Source organism: Actinoplanes sp. NPDC089786 (assembly GCF_040684855.1).
In the GTDB taxonomy this organism is placed as follows: domain Bacteria; phylum Actinomycetota; class Actinomycetes; order Mycobacteriales; family Micromonosporaceae; genus Actinoplanes.
The window spans coordinates 1,845,063-1,868,973 of record NZ_JBFBGU010000001.1 but is presented as its reverse complement, the minus strand read 5'-3'; the positions used below and the strand labels follow the sequence as shown (position 1 = coordinate 1,868,973).

The following is a 23,911-nucleotide window of genomic DNA, read 5'->3' as shown; positions in this document are numbered from 1 at the left end:
TTCGCCCCGGAAACACATTCCGCATCCGCAGTGCATTCATTTGATGCGATGTCGACCTTGGCGACCAGTTCGTCCAAAAGGTTTAGAACATCTGCGGTACTACTGGACACATGACAAGAGTTGCGGTGACCGGCGGCAGCGGGAAGCTCGGCCGCGCGGTGGTCAAAGACCTGGTGGAACACGGGTACGAGGTGACGAACATCGACGCGGCCACGCCGCCGGCCGGGCCGGGGGCGCGCTGGCGGCGGATCGACCTCACCGACTACGGCCAGGTGGTCGACACGCTGAGCGCCACGCTCGACGAGAGCCCGGGCCGGTTCGACGCCGTGGTGCACCTGGCCGCCATCCCGGCGCCCGGCCTCACCGGCAACGCGGCCACCTTCGCCAACAACGTGCCGGCCACCTACAACGTGTTCGCGGCGGCCCGGGCGGCCGGCATCACCAACGTCGTGTGGGCGTCCAGCGAGACCGTGCTGGGGCTGCCCTTCGACACGCCGCCGCCGTACATCCCGGTCGACGAGGACTACCCGGCCCGCCCGGAGTCGACGTACTCGCTGGGCAAACACCTCGAGGAGCAGATGGCCGCGCAGTTCTGCCGGTGGAACCCGGCGCTGAAGATGATCGGGCTCCGGTTCTCGAACGTGATGGAACCGGACGACTACGCGGCGTTCCCCTCGTTCGACGCGGATCCGTCGCTGCGCAAGTGGAACCTGTGGGGTTACATCGACGCGCGGGACGGTGCTCAGGCCGTACGCCGAAGCCTGGAGCTGGAGACGACGGGCGTGGAGGTCTTCGTCATCGCGAACGCCGACACCGTGATGAGCCGCTCGTCGGCCTCGCTGGCGGCGGAGGTGTACCCCGGCGTCGAGGTGCGCAAGGAACTGGGCGAGCACGAGACCATGCTGGGCATCGACAAGGCCAGGCGAATTCTCGGGTACGCGCCGGAGCACTCGTGGCGCGACCACGTCTGACCTGCTGCTATGCGTCCAGGTAGCGCAGGATGGCCAGCACGCGACGGTTGTAGCCGGCGTCGGACGGCAGGTCGAGCTTGTCCGAGAGGCTGGCGATGTGCTTCTCCACGGTGCTCAGGGAGACGTGGATCCGGTCGGCCACGGCCTGGTTGGCGTACCCCTGGGCCAGGTGCTCGAGGACCTGGCGCTCGCGCGGGCTGAGCCGGGCCAGCGCGTCGAGGTGGGACGTGCGGGCGAGCAACTGGCGTACCACCTCGGGGTCGAACGCCGCCCCGCCGGCGCCGACGCGTTCCAGCACGCCGAGGAACTCGGCGACCTCGGAGACCCGGTCCTTCAGCAGGTAGCCGAGGCCCTCGGTGGCCCCGCCGAGCAGGGTCGCGGCGTGCGTCTTCTCGACGTACTGGGACAGCACCAGCACCCCGACCCCCGGCCAGCGCTCGCGGATGGTCAGCGCCGCGCGCAGACCCTCGTCGGTCTGGGCCGGCGGCATCCGGACGTCGACCACCGCGAGGTCAGGGTTTTGTGAAGCCACCGCCTCCAGCAACGCTTCGCCGTCACCGACGGCGGCGACGACGTCGTGGCCGGCGTCGGCCAGCAGGTGCACGAGTCCCTCACGCAGCAGGACCGAGTCCTCGGCCAGGACGATCCTCATACCGGCAGGGTGGCCTGGACGCGCGTCGGACCGCCGGGCGGACTGCTCACCTCGAAGGCGCCGTCCAAGGCGGCCACCCGATGGGCGAGACCGCGCAACCCGGCCCCTTTCTTGTCGGCCCCGCCGCAGCCGTCGTCCGAGACCGCGAGGCTCACGCTCCCGGCGGTCTCTTCCACCACGACCAGCACGTCACCGGTCCCGGCGTGCTTGACCGCGTTGGTGATCGCCTCGCGGGCGACGAAGTAGAGCGCCGTCTCCACCTCCGGGGCCGGACGCGTGGTCAGCCGGTAGTGCACCGACACCGGGATCGCCGACCGCTCGGCGACGCCGGCCAGCGCGGCGTGCAGACCCAGTTCGTCCAGCGCGGTCGGGTAGATCCGCCAGGCCACCTCGCGGATCTCCTCGATCAGGTCCCGCGCCTCGGTGTACGCGCGGTCGACCAGGTCGGCGGCGGCCGCCCGGTCGGCGGTGTGCCGGGCCCGGCCGAGCAGCATCGCCAGCGCCACCCCGCGCTGCTGGACGCCGTCGTGCAGGTCGCGTTCGATCCGCCGGCGCTCCTCGTCGATGACCGCGACCACGCCGGAGCGGGTGGTGGTCAGCTCGGCGATCCGGCGGCGCATCCGCTCCCGCTCGTCCGGCCCGAGCAGGCCGTCGGCGATCCGCCGCTCCACGTTCCCGAGACCGAGGACCATGCCTGAGGTCAGGGCCAGTCCGCCGAGGCCGGCGGTGATGCCGACGATGGCGTCGGTGGTGAGGATCCGCACGCCGGGCAGGGTCAGCGGCAGTGTCTCCGACGCCCCGGTCAACGCGGCCCAGCCACCGCCACCGAGCAGCAGCAGGGCGACGAACAGCACGGCCGCGACCAGGTAGCCACCGAGCAGCCCGGCGGCGGCGCGGGCGGCCAGGAAGCCCGGCTCACTCGCGGCGCCGGCGGTCGCCGGCCGATCCAGCCACCGGCCGAAGCGGGCCGCCTCGGCCCGCCCGAGCGCACCGAGCACCCGGCGGCGGGCGCGGGGCGGCCACACCGCCACCAGCGCCACCGCCTCGGCGACGGCCAGCGGCATGCCGAGCCCCACCCCCACCACCGTCCGCCACCTCATGCCCGCAGCCTAAGCGTCGCGGCGGCGCAGGACCGCGTAGCCGATCGCCAGCGCGGCCAGCGTCCAGCCGGCCAGCCACGCGAAGCCCTCCCCGGCCGGATAGGCGAGCTGCTCGCCGGCCGGGTTGTTGGCGCTGCCCATGAAGCTGAGCCCGGCGAACAACGGCGTCCGCAGCGAGGCCTCGATCAGCACCTGGTCGCCGGTCATGGCCAGCACCAGCGGGATGCCGGCCAGCAGCAGGAACACCACCGTCAAGGTGCCGGCCGAGCTGCGCAGCGCGAAGCTCACGCCGACGCTCAGCAGCGCGATCATCGCGCCGAAGCAGCCGAGCTTCAGCAGGTCGGTGGCGACCTCGGCGACCGGCAGGCCGGCGGCGCCGTCGAACGGGTCGAGCCGCAGGAACGCCCACACCGTCACGGCGGTCACCAGCCCGCCCAGCGCGGTGGCCACGGCGACCACCGCGGCGACGACCACGGCCTTCGCCGCCAGCAGCCGGCCGCGCCGGGGCACGGCCTGCAGGGTGGCGCGGATGCCGCCGGAGGCGTACTCGGCGGTGACGGTGAGCATGGCCAGCGCCGCGATCCCGAACGAGAACACCACCGCGGCGTCGATCACCGGCTGGGTGGCCGCGAAGTGCCGGCCGCCGGTCGCGCTGTCCGCGCCCAGGGTGAGCGCGGCCATCCCCATCAGGGCGCCCGCGCCGACCAGGCACCACCACGTGGATCGCACCGACCAGAACTTCGTCCACTCCGACCTCATGCCGGCACCCTTCCGTCCGCGCCGAACTCGACGCTGCCCTCGGTCAGCTCCTGGTAGGCCTGTTCCAGCGAGGCCTCCCGGGTCCGCAGCTCGTGCAGCCGGATGCCGGCGTCGTGCGCCACGTCGCCGACCCGGTCCATCGGCAGCCCGGTGACGACCACCTGGTGCTCGCCCGACCGCTCGACCGTTCCACCGGCGGCGGTCAGGCGGCCGGCCAGGTCGGCGGCGTGCGGGCTGCGCGCCACCACCGCGGTCAGCGCGCTCGCGGCGATCACCTCGGCCAGCGGCGCGTCGGCCAGCAGCCGCCCCTGGCCGATCACGACCAGATGGTCGGCGGTGAGCTGCATCTCGCTCATCAGGTGGCTGGACACGAAGACGGTCCGGCCCTCGGCGGCCAGGTCACGGGTGAGCCGCCGGATCCAGCGCACGCCGTCCGGGTCGAGCCCGTTGACCGGCTCGTCGAACATCAGGATCTCCGGGTCGCCGAGCAGCGCCGTGGCGATGCCGAGGCGCTGGCTCATGCCGAGCGAGAGGGTGCCGGCCCGCTTGCCGGCCACGCTGTCCAGGCCGACCAGGACGATCACCTCGGCGACCCGCCGCTTCGGGATCTTGTTGCTGCCGGCCTGGGCCCAGAGGTGGGCCCGGACACTGCGTCCAGGGTGGACCGCGCGGGCGTCGAGCAGCGCCCCGACCGTCCGCAGCGGATGCTCGAGGTCGGCGTAGCGCCGGCCCTGGACCAGGGCGGTCCCGGCGGTCGGGCGGTCCAGGCCGAGGATCATCCGCATGGTCGTGGACTTGCCGGCGCCGTTCGGGCCGAGGAAGCCGGTCACCGCGCCGGGCCGGATGGTCAGAGTGAGCGAGTCGACCGCGACCTTGGCGCCGTAGCGCTTGGTCAGGCCGTCCAGGGAAATCATGCCGCCGACGCTAGGGCCGGCGGCCGATCCGCGAATCGGGATCAGCCGCCGACCTCGATGGCGGAAACCCGTAAACCTCTTCGCGCTCAGAGCCCGCCGACGTGCAGCAGGCGGTTGGGCGACCCCGAACCCGGGCTGCCGACCACGCCGGTCGTGGCGCCGCCGACGATCGCGGCGCTGACCTGCGCGGGGGTGGCCGACGTATGGGCGGCCAGGTAGAGCGCGGCGGCCCCGGCCACGTGCGGGGTGGCCATCGAGGTGCCGCTGATCGTGTTCGTGCCGGTGTCGCTGGTGTTCCAGGACGACGTGATGTCGATGCCCGGCGCGAAGACGTCCACACAGGCGCCGCGGTTGGCCCAGCTCGGCTTGGCGTCCGAGCTGTTGGTCGCGGAGACCGTGATGGCCGTGGGCACCCGGGCCGGCGACTGGGTGCAGGCGTCCAGCGCGAAGATGCCCAGGAAGCCGTTGCCCGCGGCGATCGCATAGCTGACCCCGCCCGCGATCGACGCCTTCACCGCGTTGTCCAGGGCGGTGTCGGCGCCGCCGCCGAGGCTCATGTTGGCCACCGCCGGCCGCTGCGCGTTCGCCGTCACCCAGTCGATGCCGGCCACCACCTGGGCCGTCGTGCCGCTGCCCTCGCAGTTCAGCACCCGCACCGCGACCAGATCAACCCCCTTGGCCACGCCGTACGCGGACCCGCCGACCGTCCCGGCCACATGCGTGCCGTGCCCGTTGCAGTCGTCCGCCGCGCCGCCGTCGACGGCGTCGAACCCGCTGCTCGCCCGGCCCGCGAAGTCCTGGTGGGTGGTGCGGATGCCAGTGTCGATGATGTAGGCGTGCACCCCAGCGCCGTCCCGCGGGTAGGTGTACGAGTTGTCCAGCGGCCGGTTGCGCTGGTCGATCCGGTCGAGCCCGTAGGACGGCGGGTTCGGCTGCGTGCCGCTGGCCCGGTGGATCACGTTCGGCTGCACGTAGGCGACGGCCGGGTCGGCGGCCATCCGCCTCGCCTGCCGCTCGCTCATCGTCGCGGCAAAACCTTGCAGGGCATGGGTGTACGTCGCCCGCACGGTCGCGCCGTGCCGGCCGGCGAGCGTACGCACCCGTTGGGTGGTTTCCGATCGGGACTGGTTGAGGACCACGACATAGCTGTCCGGCACGACCTCAGCACCGGGCGCCGCTTGAAGGCCGGCTTCCGCCCGAGCGGGCGCCGACAGACCGAAGACAGTGAGGGCAACCGCCCCCAGCACCGCGAAAGCGCGTCTCATGAACGGACGTTAACAACGATGACCGTGGATATCTACGCCTAGGCGCGGTGCCGGCCGACCTTCCTGGGCGCCGCCACGGCCTGCTTCACCGCGTACATGGTCTGATCGGCGTCGCGCAGCGCGTCCTCCGGGTCCGAGTCCGGGCGGGCCAGGTTGACGCCCACACTGGCGCCGACCGACACCAGCTCGCCGCCGATCTCGAACGGCAGGTCGGCCTCGGCACGCACCCGGTCGGCCATCGCCCGGGCGGTCGCCTCGTTCTCCACCCCGGGCATCAGGATGACGAACTCGTCGCCGCCGACCCGGGAGACCACGTCCTGATCGCGGACGGCGCGGCTGAGCCGCTGGGCGAACTGGCGCAGCAACTCGTCGCCGGCGTTGTGGCCGTACCGATCATTGACCGGTTTGAAGCCGTTGAGGTCCACGTAGAGGATGGCGACACCGTCGGTCGGCAGCGTCTCCCCCAGCGCGTCGCGCATCCGGCGCCGGTTCGGCAGCCCGGTCAGCGAGTCGTGCCGCGCCTCGTGGGCCAGCCGCTCCTGGAAGGCCCGCGCCTGCGTCACGTCCCGGGCGTTGATCACCACGCCGGTCAGGGCCGGGTTGTGCAGCTGGTTGGAGGCGGTGAACTCGAACCAGCGCGGCCGCCCGTCCGAGGTGATCATGCGGCACTCCCGGCGCAGCAGGCCGTCGCGCTCCCCGACCAGGTCGCGGAACTGCGCCTGCAACTGGTTGCGGTCCTGCGGGTGCACCACGTCGAAGACGCTGCTGCCCTGCAACGAGCCCGGTTCGAAGCCGAGCAGGCCGGCGGCGCTCGGGCTGGAGTAGGTGATCTTCCCGTCGGCGTCGACCACGGCCACCATGTCCGGGGCGTGCTGGAACAGCGCCCGGAACTTCTCGTCGGCCCGGCGCCGGGTGATCAGCGCCCGATACGCGAAGATCAAGATTCCGAGGACGCCGGCCAGCAGCATCGCCAGCATCGCGAGGTTCAGGGTCTGGCTGCGGCGGTGCACGGCGCCGTCGAACGACGCCACGGTCTGGGTACGCACGTACGTCCACCCGCCCGGCATCCCCGGCACCACGACCGCGATCATCCGGGTGCCGTCCGGGGTGGCGTACTCCACGAAGTCCGGCGCCCGCATCTCGTGCGCGGCGGCGATCAGCGTCGGATCGATCGTCCGGCCGATCAGCGCGGGCTCGCTGGTCGCACCGACCCGGCCCTCGGCGTCGACGACCGTGGTCAAATGGGTGTCCGCGCTCAGCCGGGCCACGAACGCCTGCAGCTGCGTGGCGGCCACGTTGGTGTAGCCGACCAGAATCGCCGTCTTCACGGGCACGCCCACCGCGGCCAGCGCCACCCCGCCAACCGTCATCACCGACGAGAAGCCCGGCCGGCCCGCCCGCAGCCCCGCGTGCAGAGTCGCGTACCCCGGATCAGTGACCGCCGGCAGCCCACCGGCCCGGGTCGCGTTGAGCACCTCGCCCTTCCGGGACACGATCGCCAGCCCGTACCCGAAGAACGCGCTCTTCCCCGCGAACGCCCTCAGCTTGACCCGGTCGGCGGCGTCGTCCCGCCCCAGCGTCAGCCCCCGGCCTATCGCCTCGGCGAAGTCGCTCAGCTCCTGGGCCGACAGCAGCTGCATCTGCCCCGCCAGCGTTCCGTTGTTGGTCCCCAGCGCCACCGAGTCGGCCCGGTGCACCCGATCAGCGGCCTGCAACGCCGACCGATTGACCAGCACACCAACCACACCGATGGCCACCAGCACCACCACACTGACCGCAACCGCGATCCCGCTCCGCAGCCGCATAGGGCCCTCCTTCACCGAGAACATCGGCAGGAGACGCGCGATCTGTAGCGGATCAGTTTCAGGTCGACGTTCTTCTTCAAGGCCGACGTTCTTCAAGGTCGACGTTCTTCTTCAAGGTCAAGGGCTTGATGTCGTAGCTCGGTGGGTGGTGCCGACCGTCGCTCCCGCCGAGGCCGGTCACCCGGCTCCTGGCCGCTGACGCGTCCAGAACGGAGCCGCGCAACCTTCATTCTGCGTGCATGCTCACCCTCCGGCGCTCCGCGCCAAACCCGCCGACCTCCGCCCCGAGCGTCAGCCAACCCCTCCTCCGACCTCCGCCGCGAGCGGCAACCAACCCCTCCAACGACCTCCGCCGCGAGCGGCAACCAACCCCTCCAACGACCCCTTTGCTCTGAGCGCATATAGGCACCACCTCTACGTAGCCGGCATCCAGGTGGTGCCTATACGCGCTCAGAGCAAAGGGGCTGCGGAACTCGTCGCCGACCCTGATGCCCCCGCGCCCTCGGGAACTCGTCACCGCCAACGCCGGCAGTTCGGCATCGGCTCGGCCCGCCCGCCCGCCGCGCCAACTCCCGCGCCCGCCGCCGGGCCAACTCCCGCGCCCGCCGCCGGGCCAGCTCCCGCGACCGCCGCGCCGCCAGGCTCCAAGGTGAACCTCTGACCAAAGGTCGCCCGCGGCTGTCTGGCGACTGTTGCGCCGGCGTTCGTTCGGCCTTGTGGCGCGAAGCGCCGGAGGGTGCCCACTTACGCAGAATGAAGGGTGCGCGGCTCCGTTCTGGACGCGCCAGCGGCCAGGAGCCGTGGGCCCGGCCTCGGCGGGAGCTGCGGTCAGAACCCACCACCCAGCTACGACATCAAGCTCTTGACCTTGGCCTTGAAGACGCCTCACCGCTCGGCGAGCCAGACGAATCCCAAGCCCGGGAGGCGGCCTCGGCCGTTCGTGACCTGGAAGGCGCCGTCGCTGGTCGCGGCCGTTTCCAGCCGGCCGAAGCGGCCGATCGGGGCGGCGTCGAACGTGCGCTCCGACTCGGCGAAGTTGGCCAGCCCGATGAAGGTGCCGCTGCGCGGATGCCGGCGCCGCCACGTGAAGATCGCGTCGTCGTCGACGGTCAGGATCTCGATCTCCCCGCCCGTGCGCAGCGCCTCGAGGCCCTTGCGCGCGGCGGACAGCGACTTCATCGCGGCGAAGACGCGGCCCTCGACGGTGCTGGGGTCGTGGCGGCGGGCGGCGGCCGGCCAGTCCATCGGGGGGCGGTGCATCCAGCGGTTGTCGTCGGCGCGGGCCGGGTCGTCGTGGAACGTCGGGTCGTTGCGAAGGGCCAGTTCGTCGCCCATGTAGATCAGGGGGATGCCGTTGACGGCGAACGCCACGGCGTACAGGAGGATCAGGCGGCGGAGGGCGGCGTCGGTCTCGGCGGGGGTGGTGGCCGCGTCCAGGCCGCACAGGGACGCGGCGGTGCCGGAGACGCGCGCGTCGCCGGTGGCGGGATTCTCCTGGAAGAGGGCGCCCCGGGCGTAGGAGCCGGGGAACCGGCCGGAGAAGAACGCGTTGAGGAAGTTGCGGTGGTTCCACCAGTCCCAGCCGACCGCGGCGGCGTCCTCGGCGCTGACCGCCCAGCCGATGTCGTCGTGCCCGCGCACGTAGGTGCACCACGACGTTTCGGCGGGGATCGGGCGCATCCGGCGCAGCGCCTGGCTCATCAGGCGGGCGTCCTTGGTCGCCAGGCTCGACCAGAGCATCACCATCAGCTGGTTGTGGTAGGCCAGTTCGCACTCGGGCCGGTAGCGGTCGTGGCCGCCGAGGTAGGGCACCAGGTCGTCGGGGGCCACGATCACCTCGGCCTTGAAGATCACGCCGGGGGCGGCCAGCCGGGTCAGGCCGTGCAGGGCCTGCACGATCTTGTGCACCTCGGGCTGGTTCATGCAGGTCGTGCCCAGGCGCTTCCACATGAACGGCACGGCGTCGAGGCGGAAGATGTCGACGCCGCGGTTGGCCAGCCAGAGGATCGTGTCCAGCATCGCCTCGAAGACCCGTGGGTTGCGGTAGTCCAGATCCCATTGGTACGACCAGAACGTCGTCCACACCCACTGTTTCAGCTCGGGGTGGAACGTGAACGAGCCCGGCGCCCGGTCGGGGAAGACGTCGACGATCGTCCGTTCGTACGCGTCGGGCATCTCGCGGTCGGGGAACGCCAGGTAGAAGTCCTCGAAGTCCGGGTCGCCGGCGAGCCAGCCCTCCGCCCACGGGTGTTCCTTCGCGGTGTGGTTGAGGACGAGGTCGACACAGAGGCTCATGTCCCGTTCCCGCAGTGCCCCGGCCAGGTGTTCGAGGTCGTCCATGGTGCCGAGCCGCGGGTCGACGGCCCGGTAGTCGAGCACCGCGTACCCGCCGTCGTTCTCGCCGGGGCGGGGCTGGAGCAGCGGCATCAGGTGCAGGTAGGTGACGCCCAGTTCGGTCAGGTAGTCGAGTTTGCCGGGGATGCCGTCGAGGACGCCGGCGAACCGGTCGGCGTAGCAGACGTAGCCGATCATCTCGGATCGCTGGTACCAGCGCTGGTCGATCTCCCGTTGCCGATCCCGGTCGCGGAGCGCCCGCGGCCGGGCGGCGGCGGCCTCGCGTGCGACCGCCACGAGCCGCTCGACCAGCCCGTCGTGCCCGGGGTAGACGGCGGACAGCGCCTCGGTGATGTCGGGCAGGCTGTACGCCAACCGGGCCTGGAAGGCGACGCGGGACTCCATCGGATCACGCTAACGGCTCAGGAGCGCAGGAAGAGCAGAACCGCGAGGACGCGGCGGGACTCGCTGCGGGTGGTGGGGATGCCCAGCTTGGTGAAGATGCTGGAGACGTACTTCTCGGCGGCCCGCAACGTGATGGTCAGGCGGTCGGCGATGCCCTGGTTGGAGGTGCCCTCGGCCATCAGCTCGAGCACCTCGCGCTCGCGCGGGGTCAGGGCGGCCAGGGGGTCGTCGCGGCGGCGGCGGGACAGCAGGGTGGACACGATCGCCGGGTCGATGGCGGACCCGCCGGCGGCCACGCGGCGCAGCGCCGCCACGAACGACGGGACGTCGCTGATGCGGTCCTTCAGCAGGTAGCCGACGCCGGCCGCGGAGTCGGCGAGCAGTTGCATGGCCAGGCCGACCTCGACGTACTGGGAGAGCACGAGCACGGCCAGGCCGGGATGCGCGGCGCGCAGGTCGATGGCGGCGCGCAGACCCTCGTCGGTGTGGGTGGGCGGCAGGCGGATGTCCACGATCACCACGTCGGGCAACGTCACCCGGAGCTCGGCGCGCAGCTGGTCGGCGTCGCCGCACGTGGCGATCACGTCGAAGCCGGCGTCGGCCAGGAGGCGGGCGATGCCCTCACGGAGCAGGACACTGTCCTCGGCGATGGCCACCCGAAGGCCCGTCGCTACGCGAGGGAGCATGGCAGCTCCGCCCGGACCCGGGTGCCCTCGCCCGGCGGGGTCCGCACGCGCAGCCGGCCGCCCAGCGTCTCCACCCGGTCGGCCAGGCCGCGCAGCCCGCTGCCACGTTCGGCGTCGGCGCCACCGCGGCCGTCGTCGGCCACCTCGATCACCAGCGTGCCGTCGTCGCACGAGACGCGGACGGTCGCCGACGTGGCCGCCGCGTGCTTGCCGATGTTGGTGAGGCACTCGGACACCACGTAGTAGGCGGCGACCTCGACCGACTCGGCCAGCCGACCAGGAAGATCAACGGCAAGGGAGGCGGGTACGGGCGCCCGGGCGGCCAGCGACTCGAGCGCGACCGCCAGGCCGTGCGCGGACACCACCGAGGGGTGCAGGCCATGGGCCACGTCCCGCAGCTCGGCCAGCGACGTGGTGATCTCGGCGCGGGCCTCCCGCACCAGGGCGAGCGACGACGGGTCCGCGCCGAGGCGGTTCTCCAGCACGCCGAGGTTGAGCGACAACGCGATCAGCCGCTGCTGGGCGCCGTCGTGCAGGTCGCGTTCGAGGCGGCGGCGTTCCCGCTGGCCGGCCTCGGCCACCCGGGCCCGCGACCCGCGCAGCTCCTCGACGTTGGCCCGGAGCTGGGCCTGGAGCCGGCCGTTGCGCACGGCGATCGCGGCCGCCGCGGTGACCGCGGCCAGCAGGTCGGACTCCTCGTGCAGGGCCGGGTCGTGCACCAGCGCCGCCACCACCGCGTCCTTCTCCTCGATCACGGTCACCCGCTCGGGCTCGCCGGGCAGGACGGCGGGGCGGCCGTCCTCGCCGGTCCACGCGTCGAACTCGGGCAGCCAGTAGAGCAGCCGTAACGAGGGGTCGCGCAGCGCCCGGGCGAGCGGCGTGCCCAGATCGGCCGGGTCGGCGCGCAACGACACCATCAGGTCACCGATCGAGCTGCGGGCCAGCCGGGCCTGGAGCAGCCCGGCCAGGAACACCACCGGGGCGACGCCGAGCAGCGCGATCGCGACGCGTTGCACGGCCGGGAACGCCGGCCCGCCGAACACCCCGACGACCAGCAGGACGGCGATCATCACCAGGCCGAGGGTGAACGCGTCGATCAGCACGGTCAGCGACCGGCGCAGCGGCCGGGTGCGCCGGCGGGCGACCATGAGCGCGGCGCCGGCCAGCGCGACCGCGCTGACGACCAGCAGTTCGGCCTGGTAGAGCGGGGTGTCGAAGGCGAGGACGACGGCCACGCTCTGCAGCCCGATCGCGGCGGCGTAACCGACCGCGAGCAGCCCCCGTTCGATCCGGCCGGCCGGACGGCCCGAGGGGTACGAGAGGAACACGTGCACGATCAGCACCAGCGGCAGCAGGTCGGCCACCTGGCCGATGGTGTGCGGGACGGTCGCGGGCAGCCAGGTCAGCGAGCCGATCAGCCCGGCGGCGCCGGTGAGGACCATCAGCGGGCCGAACCGGTTGCCCGGCCGGTGCCGCCAGGCGATCAGGCCGCTGATCGAATAGGACGTGGTCAGCCAGCAGACCACCGCGACATGGGTGGCCGGCACACCCTGCCGGAGCCCGGCGACGGCCACCGCCGCCTGCCCGGCCAGCAGCCCCGCACCGAGCGCTGTCCGGAGGCCGGGCTTCGGCATGGTCCACACGCTACGCCTCGCGCGTGTTCCGGCGGAAGCCGTCGCGATCGGCCACGACCAGCGTCAACGCGACGACGGCCCAGGCGGCGAACTCGATCCACTGCTGCCGGGCGAGCGCGGCGCCGGTCAGGCCGAGGTCGCCGAACGTGACGAACCCCTGGGCGTTGTGGAAGAGCAGGACCAGGAGGACGCTGCCGCCGGTGCGGTTGAACAGCCACACGTAGACGAAGGTGATGACGAACGTGGAGGCGAAGCCGGCCACCCCGACGTCGGCGGCGAGCGGCAGGTGCCAGCCGGCGACGAGCACGCCCAGGAGGGCGGCCGACCGCAGGGTGTCCGGCAGGCGCGGCACGGCATACCCGCGGAACGACGGCTCCTCGGCCAGCGGGCCGTCCATCGGGTTGATCATCCGGACCAGGAACCACAGGCCGGCGCTGGTCCAGGTCAGCGACAGCCAGTCCGGGCCGGGCCCGGGGTTGAGCGAGCCCGCCACGAGCCGCACGACCAGCGGCAGGAGCAGCGCGAAGGCGTAGTAGTACCACGGCACCCGCCACCGGATCAGCCGCCGGCCGAGCTCCTTGAAGCCGGCCCGCCCGTCGGTCACCGCGATCACGATGACCGCGGCGAGCAGGGCGCCGATCGCCTGGAACTCGCCGTTGATCGGCCACGTGCACCAGGACAGCGCGTACGCCAGGACGAAGAACGAGAGCAGCCGGTGCCGGGCGACGAAGTGGGGGGCCTTGGTCTCTTCCATGATGCGCGTTTTCATGACCTCGACGCTGTCATCGGAACGGCGGGGGGATAAGCCGGTGCGCCGGTCGGCCGCCAGGGCGGTTTTCTGGTGTGACCGCGACCACTCCCGCCGGTGGAGCGGAGCGACCCTCGGCGGGAGCGACGGTCTGGACCACCCACCAACCCGCGACCCCCAGCTCTTGATCTTGATCTTGAGATGTGGATAGGTTCCGCCCCATGAGATCGACACGCGTGCTTGCCGTCGCGGCCATCGGCCTGGCCATCGTCGCTACCAGCGGCGGATTCACCGCGGCCTCCGAGAAGCCGCGGTGGAAGCCGCAGTGGAAGCTCACCGACACCGGGGTCACGGCACGGTTCCGGGGGCTCGCGCCGGTCGACGGCAAGGTCGCCTGGGCGGCCGGATCGGCCGGCACGATCCTGCGCACCGTCGACGGCGGCCGGCACTGGGCCAGTGTCGCCTCGGCCGACATGGCCGGGCTGGAGTTCCGGGACATCGAGGCCTGGGACGCGCGCAACGCGGTGGCCCTGGCCATCGGCAACGGCGAGGCCTCGCGCATCTACACCACGGCCGACGGCGGGAAGAGCTGGACCGAGACGTTCCGCAACGACGACGAGACCGCCTTCTACGACTGCGTGACCTTCATGGACCGGCGGCACGGGCTGGCGCTGTCCGACCCGGTCGGCGGCAAGTTCCGCATCCTGGCCACCGACGACGGCGGACGCAGCTGGGCGGTCCGGCCGACCACCGGGATGCCGGACGCGCTGCCGGGCGAGTTCGCGTTCGCGGCCAGCGGCACCTGCCTGGTCAGCGCCGACCACCTGGGCGCCGGGCGGGCCTGGTTCGCGACCGGCGGCGGCGCGACGGCCCGGGTGTTCGCCACGGCCAACGGCGGCCGGTCGTGGTCGGTCACCGACAGCCCGCTGCCCAGCAGCGAGGCCGGTGGCGTGTTCAGCCTCGCCTTCAAGGACCCGTGGCACGGCCTGGCGGTGGGCGGCGACTACCTCACCCCGGACCAGGCCCCGGACGGCGCCGCCACCACGCGCGACGGCGGCCGGACGTGGACGGTGTCCCGCACGGTGCCGGGTGAATACCGCTCGGGCGCCGACTGGCTGGGGCTGCTCCCGGTGGCGCTGGCGGTCGGGCCGTCGGGCAGCGACATCACGGACGACGGCGGCCGCACCTGGAAGCGGTTCGACACCGGCAGCTTCGACTCGGTCTTCTGCACCCCCGACCTGTCCTGCTGGGCGTCCGGCGCTTCCGGGCGGATTGCCAGGCTGAGCATCAGCCGTTGAGGTAGGCCAGCACCGCCAGCACCCGGCGGTTGTCGTCGTCGGACGGCGGCATGCCCAGCTTGGTGAAGATGTTGTTGATGTGCTTGCTCACCGCCTTCTCGGTGACGAACAGCTTGCCGGCGATGGCCGCGTTGGACCGGCCCTCGGCCATCTGACCGAGCACCTCGCGCTCGCGGGCGGTGAGCACGGCCAGCGGCTCGCGCCGGGCGAGCAGCTGGGACACGACCTCGGGGTCGAGCGCGGTGCCGCCGGCGGCCACCCGGCGCACCGCGTCCACGAACTGGGCCACGTTGGACACCCGGTCCTTGAGCAGGTAGCCGATGCCGCCGGTGCGGTCGGTCAGCAGCTCGCGGGCGTACAGCGGCTCGACATGCTGGGACAGCACCAGGATCGGCATGCCCGGCACCTCGGTGCGGGCGGCGATGGCGGCCTGGAGGCCCTCGTCGGTGAACGTGGGCGGCAGCCGCACGTCGACCACGGCGACGTCGGGCCGATGCTCGATCAGCGCCGGCAGCAGGGCGGGACCGTTGTCGACGCCGGCCACCACCTTGAACTCGAACGCCTCCAGGATCCGGGTCAGGCCGTCCCGGAGGAGGGCGAGGTCTTCGGCGATGACAACACGCACGGCAGCTCCATGGTCACGACGGTCGGTCCGCCCGGCGGGCTGGACAGCGACATCGTGCCATCGAACGCGGCCAGGCGGCGTTCAATACCGCGCAGCCCGGTTCCGCGGTACGGGTCGGCGCCACCCCGGCCGTCGTCGCCGACCATGAGCATGAGCAGGCCGGACTCGTGTCGCAGGCTCACCCAGGCGGTGGTCGCGGCGCTGTGCTTGACCACATTGGCCAGCGCCTCGGCGACCACGAAGTAGGACGCCGACTCGACCGGCGTCTCCAGCCGGCCGGGCACGCCGCCGTCCACCGCGGTCGGCAGCGGCAGGCTGAGCGCGAGCGCGCGGACGGCGCCGTCCAGCCCGCGCTCGGCCAGCACCGGCGGGTGGATGCCGCGGACCAGGGCGCGCAGCTCGATCAGGGCGGTGTTGCTGGTGTCGCGGGCCTCGGCCAGCAGTTTGCGGGCGGCGGCCGGGTCGCGTTCCATCAGCTCCTCGGCCAGCCCGATGGTCATGCCCAGCGAGGAGAGCCGGGCCTGGGCGCCGTCGTGCAGGTCACGTTCGATCCGGCGCAGCTCGGCGGCCTGCGCGTCGACCGTCTCGGCCCGGGTCTCGGTCAGCTCGGTCACCCGCAGCCGCAGCTCGGCGGCCCGGGTCGGCGCCAGGAACAGCTTCGCGAACCACGCCTCGGCGAACCGGAACCAGGGGGCGGCGAACAGGGCGAGGCCCAGGATCACCGCGCCCTGGGGCAGGGACAGGAAGCCGTCGCCGAGGTCCTCGATCGGCCAGATCGCGCCGTAGCCGTACCAGGCGCCGCCGAGCCACACCCAGAGCGGGATCAGGAAGATGCCCTCGAAGCCATAGACCGGCAGGGCCAGCGAGAGCGCGCCGAGGACGATGGCGATGATGCCGCCGGGCAGCAGCCAGGCGAAGTCGCGCCAGGTCGCCACGTCCTGCAGGATCCACCGGAACCGCCGCCAGCCGCCGGGCAGCCCCTTGCTCGGCCGCGGCGCGTAGGGCCGGGCGATCAGCACCCCGCGCTGGGCCGACCGGCGGCGTTCCAGGTCGGCCCGGGCCCGGACCAGCCCGGTCGTCAGCGGGAGGACCACCTGGCCGAGGCCCGGGACCAGGCAGAGCGCCAGGCTGACCACCGACAGCACGAACAGCGGGATGGTGAGCACGCCGAGCAGCAACGACACGGCCCCGGCGGCGGTGCCCCGCACGCCTCGCCAGATCCACTCGCTCAGCTGCTCGTCCGAGACCAACTCCATGCCGTCGATTCTCGCCCGGTTCGTCGCCCCGGTCGGTAGTGGTAGCCCTACCTTCGCGACACCTGGTGCAGGTAGGACAGCGCCTGCCGGTACGAATCGACCAGACCGGTCATCTCGTAGTCCACGTCGATCTCGGCGCAGAACTGCTGCACGATCGGCTGGGCGCGGCGCAGGTTCGGCGTCGGCATGGACGGGAACAGGTGGTGCTCGATCTGGTAGTTGAGCCCGCCCAGGGCCACGTCGACCAGCACGCCGCCGCGCACGTTGCGCGAGGTCAGCACCTGCTTGCGCAGGAAGTCCTCGGTCCCGTCCGGGTGGGGCATGCCCTTGTGGTTGGGCGCGAACGTCATGCCCAGGTAGACGCCGAACACGGCCTGATGCACGACGAAGAAGACCAGCGCCTGCAGCGGCGTCAGGACCAGGATCAGAACCACGAGATAACCCACGAGGTGTACGCCGAGGAGCACGCCCTCGCGAACCTTCTTCGGCATGTCGTCGCGGATCAGCGCCCGGATGCTGTCCCGGCGCAGGCTCAGCCCGAGCAACGTGAGCAGCGGGAAGAACATCCACGCCTGGTTCCGGACCATCCAGCCGCCCTTGGCCGCCGCCTCCGGCGTCCAGACCAGCACGCCCGGCCCGACGTCCGGGTCGAGGTCGTCGTGGTTGGGGTTGGCGTGGTGCCGGGTGTGCTTGTTCTGCCAGTAGCCGTAGCTCATGCCGATGCCCAGGTTGCCGGCGATCATCCCGGCCCGGCCGCTGGCGGTGGCCGTCCGGAACACCTGACGGTGTGCGACGTCGTGCGCCACCAGGGCCGCCTGCGCGTACCCGACGCCGAGCCACACCGCGATCGCCACCGTCCACCACGAGCTGCCGACCAGCGCGAACGCCACCCAGCCGGCGGCCAGGAACAGCGCCACCAGGGACAGCCGGAGAACGTAGTAGGCCGGTCGGCGATCGAGCAGACCGGCTTCTCGGATGCGGCGGCTGAGCTCTGCGAAATCGGTTCGCGGCTCGGTTGACGTCGTCATAGACGACATTGTCCCGATCCGGGTACCGCGCGCGCAGGGGTGCTGGCCCCCCAAGGCGGTGGTGAGGCCAGCCCTACCGACGGATCACAGCACGACGTCGACCAGAACCTTGCCGACCGCGCCGTCCTGCACGGCCCGGTGGGCGTCGGCGGTCTGCTCCAGCGGGAACCGGGTGATCGGCAGCCCGTGCTCCTCGCCCACCGGCAGCGCCCCGGCCCGCGCCGCCGCCGCGACGTCCTCGGCGCCGGCCCGCAGCGCCGCCTCGCCCACGGTGTAGAGCACCATGAACTGGAAGCGCGTGTTGAGCATCATGTTCTGCCGCACGTCCAGCTCCACCGGCTTGCCGCCGTCGTTGGCGTACGTGCAGATCGTGCCCCGCGTCCGCAGCACCGCGAGGTCGAGCGCGAGATTGGCACCGAGCGCGACCTCCGCGATCACGTCCACGCCGTCCGGGGCGACCTTCCGGATCTGCTCGGCCGCGTCGCCGTCCCGGTAGTTGACCACGTGGTGCGCCCCCGCGGCGGTGGCCAGCGCCGCCTTGGCCGGCGAGCTGACCGTGCTGATCACCGTGGCGCCGGCCCACCGGGCGAGCTGGATGGCCGCGTGCCCCACGGCACCGGCCCCACCGGCGGCGAGCACCACCCGCCCGTCCAGCGCGCCCGGCGCCAGCCGGTCCGGCCCGCCCTCCGCGACGGTCAGCGCCCGATGTGCCGTGAGGGCGGGCACCCCCAGCGTCGCGCCGACGTCGAAACTGGCGTCGCCCAGCGGCACCGCCTGCCAGGCGTCCACCACGGTGTACTCGGACGCGGTGCCGGTGGACCGGCCGAGGGTGGCCATGAGCAGCCACACCCGCTCACCCACCCGCCCCGGATCCACCCCGTCGCCCACGGCGTCGATCACCCCGGCGCCGTCCAGATGGGGTGTGACCTCCTCGAACTTCTTCGGATTGGTGGCGCCCGCCCGCGTCTTCCAGTCGGTCGGGTTCACCCCCGACACGGCAACCGTGACACGCACCTCGCCCGGTCCAGGCTCCGGCCTGGCCCGCTCGACGACCCGCAGAACCTCGGCGTCGCCGACCTCGCTGTAGATGATGGCCCTCATCCCCCGATCCTTACACCGGGTGAATCGCCCCGCCACGCCAACGCCTCAGCACGCCACCTCGCGGTCTCGCGGCAGGCGCCCGGTGGTCAGATAGGCGTTGACCGCGTCGTCGACGCAGGCGTTCTGGCGGAAGCCGTAGACGCCGTGGGTGCGCGCCCCGCCCAGCGTGATCATGCTGGAGCCGGCCATCGCGGTGTGCAGGGCCCGCGCGCCCCGCAGCTGCGAGCCGATGTCCTTCTCGGCCTGGACGATCAGCGCCGGCACCCGGTTCGCGACGTCGACGTGCGGGGTCAGCGGCGGCGGCGCGAACGAGCACGGCGGCACCAGCCACGCCATCGGCGCGAAGACCGGCGATTCCGCACGCTCCCGCCGAAGGCTCCGCCAGAAGAATTCGACATCCCGGGGTATACCTCCGTCAGCGCACATGATCGCGGTCTGCGCCGAGTGCACGGCCGACGAGTCGCTCGTGAGCGCGCTCGACACCGTCTCCCGCATCGCGTCGGTGGGCGTGGCCGCCCGCCCGTCCGCCGCGGCCTGGAGTTCGAGCATCGTCGCGGTGAGGCCGTCGTTCCCGGTGTCGTCGATCAGTTGGTTCACGATGATCGCCGGCACCACCGTGTCGTCGAGCCGGAGGTCGCCGACCCGCAACGGACGCCGGGCGGACGCCGCGTACACCCGCTCGACCGTCGCCACCACCTGGTCGGCGGTCGCGCCCAGCCGGGTGCCGGCCGCCGTCGCCGCCCATTCCCGGAGCATCGCCTGCCGGAACGGCGCCGCCTCCCGCAGCTGGGCCGTGCCGGCCAGCGCCGGGTCGGTCGCGCTGTCCAGCACGATCCGGCCGGCCCGGGCCGCGAAGAGCTGCGTGTAGACGGCGCCCAGGTAGGTGCCGTACGAGTAGCCGAGATAGGAGAGCTTCGGCTCGCCCAGCGCAACGCGGACGGCGTCCATGTCCCGGGCGGTGTCCGCACTGGACATGTGCCGCAACCGGTCGTCGGTGCACCGCCGGGCCAGGTCCCGGCTCAGCCGCGTGATCCGGTCGAAGCTCGCCCGGGTCGCACCGGCCGACCTCGGCAGCCAGCTCTCCGGCCACCCGCAGTCGATCGGGCTGCTTCGCCCGGCGAACCGCGGATCCATCCCGATCAGGTCGAACCGGGCGCCCGCCGCACCCATCACGGCCCGGGCGGCCGGCACCACACCGAGCACCGGGCTGCCCGGCCCGCCAAGATTGATCATCAAGATCCCGGCCCGGTGCACGTGATCCGGCGCCACGCTCCGCGCGATGGCCACCGTCAGCGTCCGCCCACCCGGCCGCGCATGGTCGACCGGCACCGTCACCTCGGCGCATTGCACCCCGGCGGCGTCCAGTTCCTGCCCCTCGGTGTCGTCGGCCGCCTGGGCACACCGGTGCCAGTCGACCCCGTTCCGCCCGGCCGCCGGCGGCGTGACCATCATCAACCCGGCGGCGATGACCGCGATCCATTTCGTCATGCCGACCACGCTCCGCCGGAGTCGCCGAGTCGTCAGTGGGGCGGCCTCCGCCGCGGGGGTGTGGATTTCCGCATCCCCGGCCGGGAGCCCACCGGATACCCTCGGCCCCGTGCGAGCCCGACCGTGGATGTCATGAACGGATTGACCAAACCGCGTGTGGTGATGCACCTTGCCTGGGGCTTCTGGCTCGGGCTGCTCACCGCGGGCGTGTTGTTCCTCATCGTGCTGCTCTGGGGCGCCGCCGTCGTCAGCCTGATCGAGGGACCGACCGGCGCCGCCTGGCAGGCCTGGGTCTACGCCGCCACCGTGCCGCTCGGGCCGGTCGTGGTGATCTGGACCGCGCGCCGGCTCGCCGCCCGGCAGCGGGCCAGGCTGGTCCGGATCGGGGTCGAGGTCGAGGCGGCGCGGACGAGCTACGGGCGGCAGATCCTCTTCCATCTGTACGCGATCGCGGTGGACGTGCCCGCCGGACTCCTGGTCGTGGAACCCCGGACCGGACGCCGCGTCGCCGAGCTGGACGCCCGCGTGGGCCGCGCGCTCCTCGGGCCGAGCCGCGCCGAGACGCTGACCCGGCGGGTGGCGACGCTGGCCCGGAGCCGGGACGAGATCATCGAGGCGACCGACGCCGAGCGCCGCCGGATCGAGCGCGATCTGCACGACGGTGTGCAGCAGCGGCTGGTCTCGATGGCGATGAACCTGGGCATGGCCCGGGCGACGCTGCCGGAGTCGCCGGAGCGGGAGGCGATCGACGCGGCGCACGACGAGGCGGTGGCGGCGCTGGCCGAGTTGCGAGACTTCGTGCGGGGGCTGCATCCGGCGGTGCTCGACGCGCGCGGTCTGGACGCGGCGATCTCGGGGATCGCGGCGCGGGCGCCCCTCCCGGTACGGGTGACCGTCGACGTCGAGCCCCGCTGCGCACCGGGCATCGAGGGGGTCGCCTACTTCGTGGTCTCCGAGGCGCTCGCCAACGTCGCCAAGCACGCCTCCGCGACATCCGCCGGCGTGACGCTGACCCGATCCCAGGACCGGCTGATCATCGACATCACCGACGACGGCCGGGGCGGCGCCGTGATCACCTCGGACAGCGGCCTGGCCAAACGGGCCGCCGGGGTGGACGGGACGCTGACCGTGACCAGCCCGCCCGGCGGCCCGACCTCGATCGTGGTGGAGCTGCCGTGCGCATAGTGCTCGCGGAGGACAGCGTGCTGCTGCGCGCCGGGCTCACCAAGCTGTTGACCGACGCCGGTTTCGAGGTGGTGGCCGCGGTCGGGGACGGCCCGGCGCTGCTGGACGCGGTCGCCGAGCACGAGCCGGATCTCGCGGTGATCGACGTCCGCATGCCGCCCACCCACACCGACGAGGGCATCCAGGCCGCACTGGTGATCCGCCGCGTGCACCCGCGGGTCGCGGTCCTGGTCCTCTCGCAGTACGTCGAGGAGCGCTACGCCACCGACCTGCTGAACAGCTCCACCGACGCGGTCGGCTATCTGCTCAAGGACCGGGTGGCGCATGTGGACGACTTCCTCGACGCGCTGCGCCGGGTGGCGGCCGGCGGCACCGCGCTCGATCCCGAGGTGGTCGCCCAGTTGCTGATCCGCCGCCGCGACGATCCGCGCGACCGGCTGACCCCGCGCGAGCAGGAGGTATTGCGCCTGATGGCCGAGGGCCGCTCGAACGCCGGCATCGTGGACGCGTTGCGCGTCAGCCACAGCGCCGTCGAGAAGTACGTGAGCAGCATCTTCGCCAAACTGGACCTCCAGCCGACCGATACCGGACACCGGCGGGTCCTGGCGGTATTGAAGTTCCTCGACGGCTGATCGAGCGGGTAATGTCCGGACATGGTCGAGCTTCGATCTTCGGAGGCCGATCCACCGGCCGTCCACTTCGACGACGAGGAACGCCCGGCCCGCGATCTGAGCGGCCGGGTCGGTCTCGGTGTCGCGGTCGTCGCGTGTGTGGTCGCGCTGCTGGTGCTCTGGCAGGTGTTCCGGCCGCTCGCGCAGGGCAGCCAGTTCTATCTGATCGTCTTCCTGGCCGGCACGCTCCCGCTGGTCCTGCTCTGCTACCACTCCGGCTGGGGCCGGGCGCCGCGCCGGCGTCCGTCGGTGGTGGACTGGGTGCTCGCCGCGGTCACGCTGATCGTCTGCCTCTATCCGATCAACCCCTTCGGCGGCGGGTACGACGGTTTCCTGAACCGCCAGGGTCTGCTCGAGCCGGCCGACGTGCTGTTCGGCGCGGTCCTGCTGGTGCTGACGATCGAGGCCTGCCGCCGGACGACCGGGTGGGCGCTCCCGGTGGTCTGCGTGCTCTTCCTGGCCTACGGGTACTACGGCGGCCTGATGCCGCAGAACTGGGACCTCGCCCACGTCGGCCTCGACTTCGACCAGATCGTGGACGCGCTCTACAACTCCGGCAGCGGCTTCTACGGCACGCCGCTGGACGTCGCGGCCACGTACATCGTGCTGTTCACCATCTACGGCGCCGTGCTCGATCTGTCGGGAGCCAGCCGGTTCTTCGTCGATCTGTCGGTGGCCGCCTTCCGCCGCTCCCGCAGCGCCGCGGGCCGCACGGCGGTCGCCGCCGGCTTCCTGCTGGGCACGGTCTCCGGCTCGGGTACGGCCACCGCCGTCAGCGTGGGCGCGGTGACCTGGCCGATGCTCAAGCGGGCCGGCTACCCGCCCGAGCAGGCCGGCGGCATGCTGGCCGCGGCGGGCGTCGGCGCGATCCTCTCCCCGCCGACCCTGGGCGCGGCCGCCTTCATCGTGGCCGAGTACCTCGACGTCTCGTACCTGACCGTGCTCGGCTGGGCGATGATCCCGACCGTCCTCTACTACCTGGGCATCCTGCTCGCGGTGGAGATCGACGTACGCCGCTTCGGGGTGAAGGCCGTCGACCTGCCACAGACGTCGGCGCTGAGGCTGCTGGCCCGGTTCGGTTACCACTTCTCGTCGCTGATCCTGATCGTGGTGCTGCTCGCCGCGGGCGTCAGCGCGACCAGATCGGTGGTGTACGCGACCATCCTCGCCGCCGCGCTGTCCTTCCTGGACCGGCGCTCGTGGCTGACCCCGGGGCGGCTGTTCAACGCGCTGTCGGCCGGCGTACGCGGCGTACTCCCGGTCGTGGCCGTCTGCGCCGCCGCCGGCATCATCACCTCGATCACCACCAAGACCGGCCTCGGCGCCAAGCTGGCGAGCAAGCTGATCAGCTGGGCCCACGTCTTCGGCGACAACCCCACCCTGGTGCTTGCCCTGACCACCGTGCTCGCCGCGATCGCCCTGGCCATCCTCGGCCTCGCCGTCCCGGTCACCGCCAGCTTCATCATCGGCTGGGTGATCATCGGCCCGGCGCTGCTGCAACTTGACGTCCCCGCGCCCGCGGCGGCCATGTTCGTCTTCTACTACTCGGTCCTCTCCGAGGTGACACCACCGACCGCGCTGGCCGCCGTCGGGGCGAGCGCGATCACCGGCGGCCGCACCATCCCGACCATGTGGCAGGCCCTCAAGTACGCCCTGCCGGCGTTCCTGGCCCCGATCGCCTTCGTGCTGACCGAGCCGGGCGAATACCTGCTGGCCCGCGGCCCGGTCCTGGGCATCGTGTGGACCACGCTGGCCGCCGCGCTGGCGGTGTTCGGGCTGGCCGTGGCCACCGGCGGCTGGGTGCCCGGGGTCGGCGCGGCGCCGCTGCCCGCCCGCGTCCTCGGCGGGCTGGCCGGCCTGCTGCTGCTCTACCTGGCCCCGCTCACGATCGCGGCCGGTGTCGTCGCGTTGTCCCTGGCCGCATTCCTCGCCTACCTGTACCGCCGGCGCTCCGTCGCCGCCCCGCCCGCAGTTCCCTCTTCCTAG

Annotated in this window: 20 protein-coding genes; 5 read left to right on the top strand and 15 right to left on the bottom strand. The window is 72.5% G+C overall.

Translation table 11 applies throughout. The features are described from left to right. Positions 1–110 precede the first annotated feature (110 nt). Complete coding sequence (locus tag AB0O15_RS08995; RefSeq protein WP_364316000.1) at positions 111–971, top strand: NAD(P)-dependent oxidoreductase; 861 nt, start codon at positions 111–113, stop codon at positions 969–971. 7 nt (positions 972–978) lie between these two features. Here AB0O15_RS08995 and AB0O15_RS08990 read toward each other — a convergent pair whose 3' ends face one another. The 10 genes from AB0O15_RS08990 to AB0O15_RS08945 all read right to left on the bottom strand — a co-directional run bounded on the left by AB0O15_RS08990 (position 979) and on the right by AB0O15_RS08945 (position 13,294). Continuing rightward, on the bottom strand, positions 979–1,623 hold the full coding sequence (locus tag AB0O15_RS08990; RefSeq protein ID WP_364315999.1) for a response regulator transcription factor: 645 nt from the start codon (positions 1,621–1,623) through the stop codon (positions 979–981). Continuing rightward, positions 1,620–2,723, bottom strand: coding sequence for a histidine kinase (locus tag AB0O15_RS08985; RefSeq protein ID WP_364315997.1), 1,104 nt, complete (start codon positions 2,721–2,723; stop codon positions 1,620–1,622). The genes AB0O15_RS08990 and AB0O15_RS08985 overlap by 4 nt, the downstream gene beginning before the upstream one ends. A 9-nt stretch (positions 2,724–2,732) precedes the next feature. After that, positions 2,733–3,482: a hypothetical protein gene (locus AB0O15_RS08980; RefSeq protein ID WP_364315994.1), complete on the bottom strand. Its 750-nt coding sequence runs from the start codon at positions 3,480–3,482 to the stop codon at positions 2,733–2,735. Further along, the gene (locus tag AB0O15_RS08975; RefSeq protein WP_364315991.1) at positions 3,479–4,396 is read right to left on the bottom strand and encodes an ATP-binding cassette domain-containing protein; all 918 of its coding nucleotides are present in this window, start codon (positions 4,394–4,396) and stop codon (positions 3,479–3,481) included. The genes AB0O15_RS08980 and AB0O15_RS08975 overlap by 4 nt, the downstream gene beginning before the upstream one ends. An 86-nt stretch (positions 4,397–4,482) precedes the next feature. Beyond that, on the bottom strand, positions 4,483–5,661 hold the full coding sequence (locus tag AB0O15_RS08970; RefSeq protein ID WP_364315989.1) for a S8 family peptidase: 1,179 nt from the start codon (positions 5,659–5,661) through the stop codon (positions 4,483–4,485). A gap of 38 nt (positions 5,662–5,699) precedes the next feature. Beyond that, the gene (locus tag AB0O15_RS08965; RefSeq protein WP_364315986.1) at positions 5,700–7,466 is read right to left on the bottom strand and encodes a sensor domain-containing diguanylate cyclase; all 1,767 of its coding nucleotides are present in this window, start codon (positions 7,464–7,466) and stop codon (positions 5,700–5,702) included. An 885-nt stretch (positions 7,467–8,351) separates the two neighbouring features. Then, positions 8,352–10,205 carry an alpha-amylase family protein gene (locus AB0O15_RS08960; protein ID WP_364315983.1) on the bottom strand — a complete coding sequence of 618 codons (1,854 nt, stop codon included), beginning with the start codon at positions 10,203–10,205 and terminating at the stop codon, positions 8,352–8,354. 17 nt (positions 10,206–10,222) lie between these two features. Beyond that, positions 10,223–10,891, bottom strand: a complete 669-nt coding sequence (locus AB0O15_RS08955; RefSeq protein ID WP_364315981.1) for a response regulator transcription factor — start codon at positions 10,889–10,891, stop codon at positions 10,223–10,225. Further along, positions 10,876–12,525 carry a histidine kinase gene (locus tag AB0O15_RS08950; RefSeq protein ID WP_364315979.1) on the bottom strand — a complete coding sequence of 550 codons (1,650 nt, stop codon included), beginning with the start codon at positions 12,523–12,525 and terminating at the stop codon, positions 10,876–10,878. Before AB0O15_RS08950 ends, AB0O15_RS08955 begins: the two co-directional genes overlap by 16 nt. 10 nt (positions 12,526–12,535) lie before the next feature. Further along, a complete protein-coding gene (locus tag AB0O15_RS08945; RefSeq protein ID WP_364315976.1) occupies positions 12,536–13,294 on the bottom strand; it encodes a CPBP family intramembrane glutamic endopeptidase in 759 nt (252 codons plus the stop codon). Between the two features lie 200 nt (positions 13,295–13,494). Here AB0O15_RS08945 and AB0O15_RS08940 point away from each other — a divergent pair, with 200 nt between their 5' ends. Then, on the top strand, positions 13,495–14,571 hold the full coding sequence (locus AB0O15_RS08940; protein WP_364315975.1) for an oxidoreductase: 1,077 nt from the start codon (positions 13,495–13,497) through the stop codon (positions 14,569–14,571). On the opposite strand, the gene AB0O15_RS08935 is transcribed toward AB0O15_RS08940, so the two are convergent. From AB0O15_RS08935 to AB0O15_RS08915, 5 genes are all read right to left on the bottom strand, one after another. Then, positions 14,561–15,196, bottom strand: coding sequence for a response regulator transcription factor (locus tag AB0O15_RS08935; protein WP_364315973.1), 636 nt, complete (start codon positions 15,194–15,196; stop codon positions 14,561–14,563). The two genes, AB0O15_RS08940 and AB0O15_RS08935, sit on opposite strands and share 11 nt — an antisense overlap. After that, entirely contained in the window at positions 15,148–16,452 is a 1,305-nt protein-coding gene (locus AB0O15_RS08930; RefSeq protein WP_364315970.1) for a sensor histidine kinase, read from the bottom strand. The genes AB0O15_RS08935 and AB0O15_RS08930 overlap by 49 nt, the downstream gene beginning before the upstream one ends. Positions 16,453–16,499: 47 nt before the next feature. Next, on the bottom strand, positions 16,500–17,480 hold the full coding sequence (locus tag AB0O15_RS08925) for an acyl-CoA desaturase (protein WP_364315968.1): 981 nt from the start codon (positions 17,478–17,480) through the stop codon (positions 16,500–16,502). An 84-nt stretch (positions 17,481–17,564) separates the two neighbouring features. Next, positions 17,565–18,581 carry an NADPH:quinone reductase gene (locus tag AB0O15_RS08920; RefSeq protein ID WP_364315966.1) on the bottom strand — a complete coding sequence of 339 codons (1,017 nt, stop codon included), beginning with the start codon at positions 18,579–18,581 and terminating at the stop codon, positions 17,565–17,567. 45 nt (positions 18,582–18,626) lie between these two features. Further along, complete coding sequence (locus AB0O15_RS08915; RefSeq protein WP_364315964.1) at positions 18,627–20,069, bottom strand: alpha/beta fold hydrolase; 1,443 nt, start codon at positions 20,067–20,069, stop codon at positions 18,627–18,629. A 132-nt stretch (positions 20,070–20,201) separates the two neighbouring features. On the opposite strand from AB0O15_RS08915, the gene AB0O15_RS08910 reads away from it, so the two are divergent. From AB0O15_RS08910 to AB0O15_RS08900, 3 genes are read left to right on the top strand one after another with little or no spacing between them, the layout of a single operon-like run. Next, positions 20,202–21,254: a histidine kinase gene (locus AB0O15_RS08910; RefSeq protein WP_364315961.1), complete on the top strand. Its 1,053-nt coding sequence runs from the start codon at positions 20,202–20,204 to the stop codon at positions 21,252–21,254. After that, positions 21,245–21,886, top strand: a complete 642-nt coding sequence (locus AB0O15_RS08905; protein WP_364315959.1) for a response regulator transcription factor — start codon at positions 21,245–21,247, stop codon at positions 21,884–21,886. The genes AB0O15_RS08910 and AB0O15_RS08905 overlap by 10 nt, the downstream gene beginning before the upstream one ends. 21 nt (positions 21,887–21,907) lie before the next feature. Continuing rightward, positions 21,908–23,911: a TRAP transporter fused permease subunit gene (locus AB0O15_RS08900; RefSeq protein ID WP_364315956.1), complete on the top strand. Its 2,004-nt coding sequence runs from the start codon at positions 21,908–21,910 to the stop codon at positions 23,909–23,911.

Bases quoted from the DNA above. Each gene is read 5' to 3' on its own strand.
- AB0O15_RS08970 (WP_364315989.1), bottom strand. From the start codon at position 5,661: ATGAGACGCGCTTTCGCGGTGCTGGGGGCGGTTGCCCTCACTGTCTTC.
- AB0O15_RS08960 (WP_364315983.1), bottom strand. From the start codon at position 10,205: ATGGAGTCCCGCGTCGCCTTCCAGGCCCGGTTGGCGTACAGCCTGCCC.
- AB0O15_RS08920 (WP_364315966.1), bottom strand. From the start codon at position 18,581: ATGAGGGCCATCATCTACAGCGAGGTCGGCGACGCCGAGGTTCTGCGG.
- AB0O15_RS08945 (WP_364315976.1), bottom strand. From the start codon at position 13,294: ATGAAAACGCGCATCATGGAAGAGACCAAGGCCCCCCACTTCGTCGCC.
- AB0O15_RS08985 (WP_364315997.1), bottom strand. From the start codon at position 2,723: ATGAGGTGGCGGACGGTGGTGGGGGTGGGGCTCGGCATGCCGCTGGCC.
- AB0O15_RS08925 (WP_364315968.1), bottom strand. From the start codon at position 17,480: ATGACGACGTCAACCGAGCCGCGAACCGATTTCGCAGAGCTCAGCCGC.
- AB0O15_RS08995 (WP_364316000.1), top strand. From the start codon at position 111: ATGACAAGAGTTGCGGTGACCGGCGGCAGCGGGAAGCTCGGCCGCGCG.
- AB0O15_RS08930 (WP_364315970.1), bottom strand. From the start codon at position 16,452: ATGGAGTTGGTCTCGGACGAGCAGCTGAGCGAGTGGATCTGGCGAGGC.
- AB0O15_RS08975 (WP_364315991.1), bottom strand. From the start codon at position 4,396: ATGATTTCCCTGGACGGCCTGACCAAGCGCTACGGCGCCAAGGTCGCG.
- AB0O15_RS08900 (WP_364315956.1), top strand. From the start codon at position 21,908: ATGGTCGAGCTTCGATCTTCGGAGGCCGATCCACCGGCCGTCCACTTC.
- AB0O15_RS08965 (WP_364315986.1), bottom strand. From the start codon at position 7,466: ATGCGGCTGCGGAGCGGGATCGCGGTTGCGGTCAGTGTGGTGGTGCTG.
- AB0O15_RS08980 (WP_364315994.1), bottom strand. From the start codon at position 3,482: ATGAGGTCGGAGTGGACGAAGTTCTGGTCGGTGCGATCCACGTGGTGG.
- AB0O15_RS08910 (WP_364315961.1), top strand. From the start codon at position 20,202: ATGAACGGATTGACCAAACCGCGTGTGGTGATGCACCTTGCCTGGGGC.
- AB0O15_RS08990 (WP_364315999.1), bottom strand. From the start codon at position 1,623: ATGAGGATCGTCCTGGCCGAGGACTCGGTCCTGCTGCGTGAGGGACTC.
- AB0O15_RS08950 (WP_364315979.1), bottom strand. From the start codon at position 12,525: ATGCCGAAGCCCGGCCTCCGGACAGCGCTCGGTGCGGGGCTGCTGGCC.
- AB0O15_RS08915 (WP_364315964.1), bottom strand. From the start codon at position 20,069: ATGACGAAATGGATCGCGGTCATCGCCGCCGGGTTGATGATGGTCACG.
- AB0O15_RS08955 (WP_364315981.1), bottom strand. From the start codon at position 10,891: ATGCTCCCTCGCGTAGCGACGGGCCTTCGGGTGGCCATCGCCGAGGAC.
- AB0O15_RS08940 (WP_364315975.1), top strand. From the start codon at position 13,495: ATGAGATCGACACGCGTGCTTGCCGTCGCGGCCATCGGCCTGGCCATC.